This is a genomic window from Synergistaceae bacterium (assembly GCA_031267575.1).
GTDB lineage: Bacteria > Synergistota > Synergistia > Synergistales > Aminobacteriaceae > JAIRYN01.
On record JAIRYN010000026.1, the window covers coordinates 55089 to 65794 of the forward strand.

16 protein-coding genes and 1 tRNA gene are annotated in these 10706 nt (G+C 48.8%); 12 read left to right on the forward strand and 5 right to left on the reverse strand.

Annotated elements, in window-relative coordinates:
- Positions 1-40 precede the first annotated feature (40 nt).
- The 6 genes from ffh (at position 41) to rplS (ending at position 4241) form a co-directional block, all read left to right on the forward strand.
- The gene (gene ffh / locus LBJ36_03590) at positions 41-1381 is read left to right on the forward strand and encodes a signal recognition particle protein (GenBank protein ID MDR1378114.1); all 1341 of its coding nucleotides are present in this window, start codon (positions 41-43) and stop codon (positions 1379-1381) included.
- Positions 1382-1431: 50 nt separating this feature from the next.
- Positions 1432-1698, forward strand: coding sequence for a 30S ribosomal protein S16 (gene rpsP / locus LBJ36_03595; GenBank protein MDR1378115.1), 267 nt, complete (start codon positions 1432-1434; stop codon positions 1696-1698).
- A gap of 129 nt (positions 1699-1827) precedes the next feature.
- Positions 1828-2073, forward strand: coding sequence for a KH domain-containing protein (locus tag LBJ36_03600; GenBank protein ID MDR1378116.1), 246 nt, complete (start codon positions 1828-1830; stop codon positions 2071-2073).
- A 44-nt stretch (positions 2074-2117) separates the two neighbouring features.
- Positions 2118-2630, forward strand: a complete 513-nt coding sequence (rimM, locus tag LBJ36_03605; GenBank protein ID MDR1378117.1) for a ribosome maturation factor RimM — start codon at positions 2118-2120, stop codon at positions 2628-2630.
- Positions 2631-2638: 8 nt separating this feature from the next.
- A complete protein-coding gene (trmD, locus tag LBJ36_03610; protein ID MDR1378118.1) occupies positions 2639-3865 on the forward strand; it encodes a tRNA (guanosine(37)-N1)-methyltransferase TrmD in 1227 nt (408 codons plus the stop codon).
- 28 nt (positions 3866-3893) lie between these two features.
- Positions 3894-4241, forward strand: a complete 348-nt coding sequence (gene rplS, locus LBJ36_03615; GenBank protein ID MDR1378119.1) for a 50S ribosomal protein L19 — start codon at positions 3894-3896, stop codon at positions 4239-4241.
- Between the two features lie 123 nt (positions 4242-4364).
- Here the strand turns inward: rplS and serS are convergent, their stop codons facing one another.
- Both serS and LBJ36_03625 read right to left on the reverse strand, forming a co-directional pair.
- Entirely contained in the window at positions 4365-5645 is a 1281-nt protein-coding gene (gene serS, locus LBJ36_03620; GenBank protein MDR1378120.1) for a serine--tRNA ligase, read from the reverse strand.
- Between the two features lie 342 nt (positions 5646-5987).
- Positions 5988-6137 carry a hypothetical protein gene (locus LBJ36_03625; protein ID MDR1378121.1) on the reverse strand — a complete coding sequence of 50 codons (150 nt, stop codon included), beginning with the start codon at positions 6135-6137 and terminating at the stop codon, positions 5988-5990.
- 106 nt (positions 6138-6243) lie between these two features.
- On the opposite strand from LBJ36_03625, the gene LBJ36_03630 reads away from it, so the two are divergent.
- From LBJ36_03630 to LBJ36_03645, 4 genes are all read left to right on the forward strand, one after another.
- On the forward strand, positions 6244-6546 hold the full coding sequence (locus LBJ36_03630) for an HU family DNA-binding protein (GenBank protein ID MDR1378122.1): 303 nt from the start codon (positions 6244-6246) through the stop codon (positions 6544-6546).
- 1270 nt (positions 6547-7816) lie between these two features.
- A tRNA-Ser gene (locus tag LBJ36_03635) sits at positions 7817-7906 on the forward strand.
- Positions 7907-8079: 173 nt separating this feature from the next.
- Entirely contained in the window at positions 8080-8469 is a 390-nt protein-coding gene (locus LBJ36_03640) for a hypothetical protein (protein ID MDR1378123.1), read from the forward strand.
- Positions 8470-8497: 28 nt separating this feature from the next.
- Positions 8498-8695, forward strand: coding sequence for a hypothetical protein (locus tag LBJ36_03645; protein MDR1378124.1), 198 nt, complete (start codon positions 8498-8500; stop codon positions 8693-8695).
- A 26-nt stretch (positions 8696-8721) separates the two neighbouring features.
- Here LBJ36_03645 and LBJ36_03650 read toward each other — a convergent pair whose 3' ends face one another.
- From LBJ36_03650 to LBJ36_03660, 3 genes are all read right to left on the reverse strand, one after another.
- Positions 8722-8928 carry a hypothetical protein gene (locus tag LBJ36_03650; protein ID MDR1378125.1) on the reverse strand — a complete coding sequence of 69 codons (207 nt, stop codon included), beginning with the start codon at positions 8926-8928 and terminating at the stop codon, positions 8722-8724.
- 261 nt (positions 8929-9189) lie between these two features.
- Complete coding sequence (locus LBJ36_03655; protein ID MDR1378126.1) at positions 9190-9384, reverse strand: hypothetical protein; 195 nt, start codon at positions 9382-9384, stop codon at positions 9190-9192.
- Positions 9385-9675: 291 nt separating this feature from the next.
- On the reverse strand, positions 9676-10038 hold the full coding sequence (locus tag LBJ36_03660) for a hypothetical protein (GenBank protein MDR1378127.1): 363 nt from the start codon (positions 10036-10038) through the stop codon (positions 9676-9678).
- Between LBJ36_03660 and LBJ36_03665 the strand changes: the two genes are divergently transcribed.
- Positions 10012-10482, forward strand: a complete 471-nt coding sequence (locus tag LBJ36_03665) for a hypothetical protein (GenBank protein MDR1378128.1) — start codon at positions 10012-10014, stop codon at positions 10480-10482. The genes LBJ36_03660 and LBJ36_03665 overlap by 27 nt on opposite strands.
- 38 nt (positions 10483-10520) lie before the next feature.
- A complete protein-coding gene (locus tag LBJ36_03670; GenBank protein ID MDR1378129.1) occupies positions 10521-10589 on the forward strand; it encodes a hypothetical protein in 69 nt (22 codons plus the stop codon).
- The last annotated feature ends 117 nt before the right edge of the window (positions 10590-10706 follow it).

Here is a 10706-nt window from a genome sequence, read left to right on the forward strand (position 1 = left end):
AAGACAAAAGGGAAGTAAAGATAAAAAAGGGGGATTCGTCGTGTTCGAGGCCCTAAAGGAAAAACTAGAGTCCGTGTTTTCTAAGCTGAAAAGCAAGGGGAAACTTTCCGAAGCGGATGTGGATCTGGCGTTGCGAGAAATTCGGAAATCCCTTCTGGAGGCGGACGTCGATTTCAAGGTTGTCAAGGACCTCGTGGGGAAAATCCGTGTCCGGGCCTTAGAACTGGAGGTTCTGGAATCCATCACGGCGGGACAACGGGTCACGACGGTGGTCTACGAAGAACTCATCGCCCTGATGGGTGAGGCCATGCCATTGATGATTGCCCCCAAACCTCCCACTGTCGTCCTGATGGCGGGACTTCAAGGAAGCGGCAAAACCACGACGACCGTCAAGTTAGCGCGACGTCTTCAAAACGGACACAATCCCCTAGTGGCGGCCTGCGACCTGCGCCGCCCCGCCGCTGTGGAGCAGTTGCGGGTGTTGGCGGAGCAGGCAAAGGTGGCTTTTTACGGGCCCCAGGCGGGAGAATCCGATGTCCTCCAGGTTGTGAAGGGAGTCGCTCTGTACGCGGAGTCTCATATGCACGACGTCATCTTGTTGGACACGGCCGGACGGCTTCACGTAGATCAAGAGTTGATGGAGGAGTTGGTTGGCCTTTCCCGCATCCTGCCTCCTCATGAAACCCTTCTCGTGTTGGACGCCATGACTGGACAAGAGGCCGTGAACGTAGCCAGGGCTTTTCATGAGACGTTGCCGCTAACCGGCCTCGTCTTAACCAAAATGGACGGGGACGCCAGAGGAGGAAGCGCCCTCGCCATACGAGCCGCGACGGGCATCCCCGTAAAATTTGCGGGTATGGGCGAGACCACCGATGCTCTGGAGATTTTCGACGCTCGTCGCATGGCGAGCCGCATCATGGGCATGGGGGACATTCAGGGACTTCTGGAAAAGGTTCAGGCGATTGGTGCGAACGACGTCGAAAAAATGGCCGAAACCATCAAAAGCAAGGAATTCACTCTGGAGACGCTTCTGCACCAGTTTGAACAGATGGAAAAGATAGGACCTATAGGGAAAGTTTTGGAGATGATTCCCGGCTTGAACCGAGTGAAAGGGCTGAATACCTCGGAAGTCGATAATTCCGCTCTAAACAAAAACAAGGCGATCATTCAGTCGATGACCCCGTTGGAAAGGCGCAACCCCAAAATCATCAAGGGGTCCCGGCGCCGGCGCATTGCCCTGGGGTCTGGAACGTCGGTTCAAATGGTCAACCAATTGCTGGCGCAGTACGAGCAGATGAAGAAACTTTTCAAAACCTTTTCTTCCTCTGACGGTAAGGGGTTTGATTTCAAATCTTTGTTTGGCGGAAGACGATTCAGGTAGCAAATCGGATTTCTTGATCGTATCGTAAAATTTTAGGAGGTGTTTTTTGTATGGCAGTGCGCATTCGTTTATCCCGTTTTGGAAGAAAAAAAGCTCCGTTTTATAGGTTGGTTGTGGCCGATTCTCGTTCGCCCAGAGATGGACGCTTTATCGAGCTGATAGGAACCTATAACCCCATGACCGACCCAGCGGCCGTGGCGATCAATGAAGAACGAGCCCTCTACTGGTTGAGCGTGGGAGCTCAACCTTCGGACACGGCAAAGAGCCTTTTGAAAAAACAAGGTGTCTGGGAAAAGTTCGAAAGCACTGAAAAATAATTGGCTCTAAATTTGGCGGTCATTTACAATCTTCTCACGTTCTGAACCGTTATAAAAAAAGCCAAATAGGTTTTAGGTTTAAAGTAGTATAATAAGATGAACTCGTACCAAAATACAGGAGGTGCCACCATGGCCAATTATAATGAGCTTGTCGAGTTTGTCGCGAAACACCTTGTCACCCAGCCGGAACTCGTCAATGTGGAGAGTAGCGACGGCGAGAACGGAATCAAGATCATGATCCGTGTGGCCCATGATGATGTGGGACGCATTATCGGCAAACGAGGAGCCACCATCAACGCGATCCGTCTCCTGGCCAAAGCCGCCGCGGTGAAAGCGGGAGAAAGGGTGGATGTTGATATCGTCGAGGAAGAATGACCCCCGGCGAAGGAGAAGACGAAAATCTGGGAAACCTCCGAAAAGTGGCTGATAAGATAGTGATCGGTTATGTTTCCTCTGCCCACGGGGTGAAGGGGGAGATGCGGATCGTTCCTTTGACGGATTTCCCAGAGCGATTCCACAAAATGGGCACGTTGGACCTCTACTCGGAGGGAGTGTTCGCGCGTAAATTACGTGTGACGCGGGTGAGGAAAGACGCCGCTAAAAACGAATTCATCGTGGAAAGTGACGTCTCGGACCGAGAGGAAGCCCAAAAGTGTGTAGGAATGTCTATTTTGATTGATCGAGAAGACCGGGTCCCATTGCCTGAAGGGCGTTTTTGGTTGGACGATCTTATCGGCCTCTCGGTCGAAAACGGAAAAGGAGAGGTTTTGGGCGTGGTCGCGAATCTCCTTTCATCGGGCGGCAACGAAATCTACGAAATCGAGGACGAAAAAGGAAATTTCCACTATATTCCGGCGGTGGAAAATTTTGTGAAAGTTATTAATCTGGACGCGGGCAAGATCGTTGTAGAGCTGATTGAGGGGCTTTGGTAAGGTAACAAATGCGCTTCACGATCATTACGGCGTTCCCCGATTTTTTTCGAGATTTCCTTTCGACGAGCATCGTGGGACGGGCGCTGAAAAACGGTCTTTTTGAAGTGAGGCTCGTCGATCTCCGTTCTTTTGGAAAAGGAGGCTATCGTCAAGTGGACGACTACTCCTTCGGTTCTGGAGGAATGGTGTTGATGTCTCAACCGCTTCAGGACGCTCTAGAGACCGCGCGAGGAGAGGATGAAAAATCAGAAGGCGAGAAACCTTTTGTGGTTTATCCCTCTCCTCAAGGTGTTTTTTTGACTCAAGAAGTAGTGGAGTCCTTGTTTCATCAGCCTCACGTAGTTGTCGTCTGTGGACATTACGAGGGCATCGATGAGCGTTTTGTCGAACGAGAAGTGGACCTAGAGGTCACGATAGGCGATTGTGTTTTGACCGGTGGAGAAATTCCCGCGATGGCTATCGTCGACATGGTTTCTCGCCTTATTCCGGGAGTTGTTGGGAAGAGCGAAGCTGTAACGGAAGACTCTTTTTATCGGGGAATGCTGGACCACCCTCATTATACTCGTCCCGCGTCTTGGAAAGGTCAAGAGGTTCCAGCGGTATTGCTCTCCGGTAACGCGGTGGAAATCGAGAGCTGGCGACGGAGACAAGCGGTGATTCGCACTCTTTCTCGGCGCCCTGATTTGTTAGCGAGAAATGGAATTCTTGGCTACACGGGAGCGGGATTCTATGTGGTGGTGGAGTTTCAGAACGCCGTAGAGACGTCGATCGGTTGTATGGAAGAAGCGTATATGGAAGAAGCGATGAAAGTAAAAGAATGGGCGCGTTCTTGCGAAGGTTACGGGGTTTCGCGCCTGATTTTGATTGTGAAGAACCCGGAAAAAAGAGAGTTCCTGCGACGCGTTTGGCGGGATAAATGTCCCGCGCCGGGGGGAATTGAGAAAGCCAAACTGATGCCCTCGATGGTTCGGGCAGTTGAATGGGTCAAAGAAAAAGAAAAACGTTTACCTCTGATCGTGCGTGTTTCCGACAATGACGAAAACGGCGCGAGGCACTGGTTGGACATAAAGCGTATTGTCCTGGAAAAGGGCCATTCCGTTCTTTTTTACTTTTCCGAAAAAACGGGATTGAAGGAGGATTTTTGTGACGTTTGGATGATCCCTTTACAGGGAGGTAGGCTTTCTCTTTTGGGAAAAATGGCGGCGACGCTCGACCGTTTTTTGGGTTCTAAATAATTTAAATTTATTTTAAGGAGCGTTAAACGTGAATATATTGGATCTTATCGAAAAGAAATATACCCGGTCCGACCTTCCCGACTTCCGCCCCGGGGATACGTTGAGGGTGCATGTGAAGGTCAAGGAAGGTGTAAGGGAGCGCGTTCAGGTTTTCGAGGGCATTGTGATCGCCCGTCAGCACGGGGGATTGAACGAGACCTTTACCGTCCGCAAGATATCCAGCGGCGTGGGTGTGGAGCGTATTTTCCCGCTGCACTGCCCCTCCATCGATAAAATCGAGATTCGACGTCAGGGCAAAGTGCGCCGGGCGAAGCTCTATTATCTGCGCAAACTCAGCGGTAAAGCCGCTCGCATTAAAGAAAGAAGAGAGTTTTAAGATTTTATTTTCAAAGAGCGAGCATGCTAGCTCGCTCTTTTTCCTACGACAACATATTGACCTCTATCTAGTTCTATCTAGCTAGTTCTATCTAGTCTACGCTCACACTCATCCTCCTCATCCTCATCCGATACGTTCCTTGCCCCCCATATAGGGCCGTAGTGGCATAGGGATGGTGATGGAACCGTCCGACCTTATGTTATTCTCCAACAACGCGATGAGCATACGTGGTGGCGCCGTAACCGTGTTGTTGAGAGTGTGGGCGAAGTAGTTTCCTTTTTCTTTGTTTTTGACGCGGATGCCCAATCGGCGCGCCTGAGCATCCCCCAAGTTAGAACAGCTTCCAACCTCAAAGTACTTGCGTTGTCGAGGCGACCAGGCTTCCACGTCGACGCTCTTCACTTTCAGATCCGCCAGATCTCCCGAACAACATTCAAGCGTCCGTACGGGAATGTCCAAGGAGCGGAAAAAATCCACCGTGTTCCGATAAAGTTTCACGAACCAGTCGGGACTTTCCTCTGGTTTACAGACAACGATCATCTCTTGTTTCTCGAACTGGTGGATGCGATACACCCCGCGCTCCTCGATGCCGTGGGCTCCCACCTCCTTGCGGAAGCAGGGAGAATAGCTGGTCCAAGCCTGAGGCAGGCTGTCCTCCTCCAGTATCGCGTCGATGAATTTGCCGATCATGGAGTGCTCGCTGGTTCCAATCAAATACAGGTCCTCTCCCTCGATTTTGTACATCATGTTTTCCATCTCCGTGAAGCTCATGACTCCACTGACCACGTTGCCTCTGATCATGAAGGGAGGAACGCAATAAGTGAAGCCCCGGTCGATCATGAAGTCCCGAGCGTAGGAAAGCACGGCGGAGTGCAGTCGAGCCACGTCACCACAAAGGTAGTAAAAGCCGCTTCCGCTGGTCTTCCTGGCGGTGTCCAGGTCGATCCCCCGCAGCTTTTCCATGATGTCCACATGATAGGGCACCTCGAAGTCGGGAACCCGTGGCTCACCGAACCGCTCGACCTCCACATTTTCACTGTCGTCCCTGCCGATGGGCACCGAAGGATCGATGATATTGGGAATAAACATCATCTTCTCGCGGACCTGGGCAGCCAGCTTCTCCTCCAGGCCCTCCAGGTCCTCCAGGTCCTGGGCCATATTCGCCACTAGTCCCTTGTCTCGTTCCGCATCCTCTTTTCGTCCCTGGGCCATAGCGAAGCCGATTTCCTTGCTCAGGGAGTTGCGTCGGTTTCTCAAGGTATCGGCCTTGGTTCGGGCCTCCCGGCTCTGCCGGTCCAGATCGACGATCTCATCCACCAACGATAATTTGTGCTCCTGAAATTTTTTGCGAAGGTTTTCCTTGACCCGTTCTGGAGTCGTTCGCAAGATCTTGATGTCCAGCATAGCTGATTCCTCCTCATAAAATTATCCTAAGCAGTATACATAAAAAACTTCCGTCCTCATACACTCTTGTATGGGACGGAAGTACTCCGCGTTGCCACCCAAATTGCCAACCCCAAAAAGGGCTGACCTCTCGAACGCGCTATAAAGGGCGCGACCCCTCGGCTTTCGCCAACAGCTCAAAAAGTGGAAAGGCCTTTTCTCCCTCCGGTTCGCACCCACCACCGGCTCTCTGTGGGGAGGTTTGAAGGCCGCAGCTTTCGTCATCGCTTCCTCGATGTTTATCAAAAATGCTTATTCAAATGAGATAACCATCATTTTCATGATCTATTGACGTTTATTATATCATTTGCTGTCCACAGTTTTCCCACGAAAGCTCTCCCGCGCTTCCGCGAGGCAAATCCCTAGCTCCACGAAGAAAATAGGAGAAGAAGAGCCCAAATACAGATTGACGTGAGCCTCAAGGCACTGAATTTCATAGGTCCTGAGTATCATTTTGCGTTATTATCGATAAAATCTTTTCTGATGACTGAAAAAAGACTTGCATAATTTGTCAAGGCTGTTAGAATGCAGGAAAAATCTTTACATGGAGGTGTAAGTTGTGACGAAGGCCGAACTTATTGACGGAATCGCTGAAAAACTCAACATGAAGAAGAAAGAAGTTGCTCCTGTCGTCGAAGAGGTCTTCAGTTCTATCGAAGGAGCCCTGGCAAAGGGAGAAAAGTGCACGTTTGTTGGTTTTGGCGTCTTTGAAGTCAAAGATCGCGCCGCCCGTGAGGGCCGCAACCCCCAAGACCCCACGAAGATTGTCAAGATCCCGGCAAAGAAAGTCCCCGTGTTCCGCCCCGGCAAAGACCTGAAAGAGAAAGTTCTCGCAGTGAAAAGCGGTAGAAAAAAGAAATAAGTCCTGCAAGGTTTTTTGCCCCAAGGGCGGCACTTTAATGTGCCGCCTTTTGTTGTAAAAGGCCGACGCGGAGGGTGTTTGCGCGGCGTAAATCAAACGCGTCGGGAATCGGAATGAACGATCAATGAAGCGCAAGCAAGTAAGTTCAACATAAATTGATCATTCCATTCAGCCAATAAGCGTTTACTTCTTAATACTAAGGAGCTGTAAAATAATAAGTTAACCTATTTGTTAAAATATGCTATATAATAAAAGGATGGTATATAACATGTGGTGTATAGCACATGGAAGAAAGAATAAAATGGATGTTATCGATACTGAACGAGAAGTAAAAGCGATTATTTTTGGCAAGTGAAGCATTGTCATTTGGACACGGCGGAATAGCCAAAGTTTGCAAAATCAACGAATGCTCCAAAAACGCTAAAATAGCCACGATACTGTTTTTCGAACATAATTTCGAACATAATATCGTTGAAACCGCTGTAAAACTCATTTGTAAAACTCATTTGTAAAACTCACTGGAAGTACGACCATAAAAACAGGCCTTATAGCTATTCCACTTAACATTAGCAATCCTAAAAATTTTATTTATGAGAAAAAAAGATCATATTTTTTTGATGAATAAAAATTCTTTGAGATATATAAAATCATGATTTTCATTAGAATAATATTTATAAATATACATTTTACAAAATTACACAACTATAAATCACTAATATACCCAACACATGAAAACCAGTTAGCTATATCTAATTTCGTAAAGCTGTCGAGCGCTATCTTCATACTTTTGACTATATCCTCATAATCATGATAATATCTCATTTATATAAACTTTGAAAAAATCTCCATTGAATGTTTCTTTTGGCATAAACGGCACCTGTCTACCATCAAGACGAATAGACGAAATAATAGATGTACGCTCAAAACGCACATCCGGCGTCTATTTATTAACTCTGTCTGATAAGCAACTTTGAAAGCTGTGATTTCTTTATTGGAAGCGATAACTGTTCAATCAATTCGGTCAAGGTTGTATTAGGGTTTTCTTGAATCGCCGAATCTATTTCTTTATGGGAGGACATTATCACAGACGAGTGACAGGGGGGAGAAACTTGGATAGTGGGCCGAATGGGTTGATGAATAGATTTCGGTCGTTGATATCAGCGCTTTCAGAAAAGCGCATTAACACGTTGGACTCACTACCAAAACTTAAGTTGACAAGAAGATGACTTCCAATATAATATATGGTTGAAATTAATGGTTGAAATTGTGTGGAGAAGTGGCCGAGTGGTCGAAGGCGGTTGATTCGAAATCAACTGAGTGGGTAACTGCTCCGTGAGTTCAAATCTCACCTTCTCCGCCAAAACAATAAGTAATAGCCAACAATAGAGTGTAAAACCCCGCTGATGAGCGGGGTTTTATCATTTTCAACCGCTGTTAGAGATCAATAGCAAGTAGTATAATTTAGACGTGATTTGTACCCAATCTTGTCCCCAAAATGTTTTTGGGGTACAAAATGATAGGAGGAGAAAATTCGTGTCATTGACTGAACTCGCGTTAAAAAACCTCAAACCTAAAGAAAAACGTTACCTTGTCCGCGATGATCAAGGTCTTTATATCGAGGTCAACTCCCCCGCCAATCCGATCAAAGTGGTTCCAGCGGTGCCGACTCCTGTTCGCGAGCTTCGACCAGATCCAGATCAAACCGTCGTCTTGGTTGAAGTTTTCATGCCCCCCTTCCGAGAACGCATGAACAACAAAGCCGTTACCAAAACGGTCACGGTTCCACGTTGGCTCGAAATGGAGGCAAAGACCGCCAATTTAAACTATTCCAAAATCTTGCAAGAAGGAATTATGGAGCGTTTAGGAATTTTTAGGGAGATTGACCACCGGCCCGGCAAGAAAAAACAGAAAATCACCTTATAGCAAAAGGAACATCGGGATGCTGATCTCTATGTTTTTCGTCGTCTTTGCCATCGCAGGGCTAACCCTACTGCTCCACTCCTTGATCCATCCAGTCGCGTCGCTCATTAAGGGCGCTCTCATATTGTTGTTTGTTTTGTTTTTGCTATCGCTTTTTATTCCCGATGATTCAACTACGCATCCGGTTCCTTCTGAGCAAGATGGCAAGGTATTTATAGACCTCAATTGACTGATCCGGCGGAGTCTGCTGTAATCTCACCCCCGCCGGATTTTTTTCGCTTCGTCGATTTCTTTGTTTTCTGCTTTTTTTTGTTCTTTAAGACGAGCGACGTACCAGCGTCTTACAGCGGTTGGCATGTCGAGAATATCGTCGCGGCTCCAATGCAGGCCACTGTAGGCTAGAGCGAAGACCTCCTCTTCTATCCTCCAGCGTTCTCCTGAACACGCCGGAGGATCCGACAACTTGGTGCGTGATAGCTCCGAGTAGATTTCCGTTGTCGATAAGCGGTTTTGTGGAGAATTGCGAACGTATCCAAATAGTAAATGGACTCAGCGGAGCAAATGTTTTCCCGCCGGGTGCGCCGCTCTGCATCCCCTTCTTGACCATGCTGGCTCCGACCATGCCGATCTGGTTTCGTGCAGTGTCGATTGCCTTTTTAACTGGATTATTGCCAAGGAGTCGAATCGCTTTATCCCAATCGCCGAAGAGCCCCGAACCGTCGCTCATGCCGTCACCCTCTTTCTCGAAAAAATCACCTTGCAGAGGTGCGCCGTGCCGCCGTAATGGCCACAGGGCTGGACCTCCAAAATGACGAGGCGGGAATCCGACGGAGACAAGACCATCTCGTCTCCTTCCTCGTCTCCTTCCTTCCCGCTGCTCGAATCCCAGCTCTCCGCCTTGAAAATAACGTGTGCCACGTCCATCGAAGAAGAATGTCTTTTCTCTCGGCTCAAACCAAAGGCCAGTCCATAGGTCAATTTTTGCGCAAGCGGTTTTGATTCGTTTCATGAGCGTCGCGTCGTCTACGATCTCCTCCGTGACTTCCTCAAAGCGCAGATCTTCGGGAGTACAGTACATGTCCTATCCTTCCTTTTTGAACTTTCCCGTCGCAAGTAGCCTTTCGGCCGTCTGAAGGTCCGTCTTGAAAGGCTGACCCTTTCGGACTCCTATGATGCCACACCCCGTGAAAGAACCCGCGCTGACTAGGACTAATGAGGCCGTTTCCGGCCGCTCTTAATATAGGAGTCAGCAACGTTCGTTGAGCAGTAGATGCGCAGATTCGCCTTGTCCCTTTTGAACTTGTTCGGCATGGATGAGAGCATCGCTGGGAAAACGTCCTCTTTGTAGTTCGTTGTTCCTGTTATGTCTACCACATGAGCTTCCGTACTGGTCTTAGCCTGTTTTATGAATCCGTCACCGATGCTTAGAAATAAAGCGTCTGCTCCGGTCGCCGTCGTATCTCCGTTCAAGGCGAGGTCCGCTAGATCGTTGCTCACGGCATCGATCCAAGAGCGCCGGTAAAGGTCACTGCCACATTTGAGCATGTGGCGCGTGAGTGGTACGCGAAGCATGTAGCCGGAAAGAAAACGGAAACTCACGCGCACGATGTTTTAGTTCGCTTGGAGCGTTATCTATTCCCATATTTGGGAGAGAAGCCTATCCGTGAAATAACTGCTCCGGAACTTCTAGCCGCCTTGCGCCTGCTTGAGGCCAAGGGGACCATCGCAACGGCACATTACACAAAGCAAGTTGCCGGACAGGTTTTTAGGTACGGAATCGCCATATGCGAGTGTGAGCGTGATCTTTCCGCCGACCTTAAAGGAGCCCTAACGCCTATGGATTTAGAGAGGCATCGCGCGAGTCTCACGCGGCCTGATGATATTCGCGGGTTATTGCGGGCTATGCAGTCGTTCCAGGGCTCTTTTATCGTGAAGTATGCTCTGTGGTTTTCCGCCTATTCTCTTTTGCGCCCCGGTGAGGTTCGACATCTCGAATGGAAGAATGGAAGGAGGTGAATTTCGAGACGCGGGAGATTCGTATTCCAGAGGAAAAGATGAAAAAACGCAGGCCTCATATTGTCCCCATGTCAAGTCAGATTATGGAGATCTTGCGCCAACTATAGCCGCTGACGGGGCATGGAAAGTATGTTTTCCCGTCAAACCGCTCTACGCCTGGGAGATTCCCGATGAGCGAAAATACGGTTGTAGCGGCGTTGCGGAGGCTTGGGTATGATAAGAGC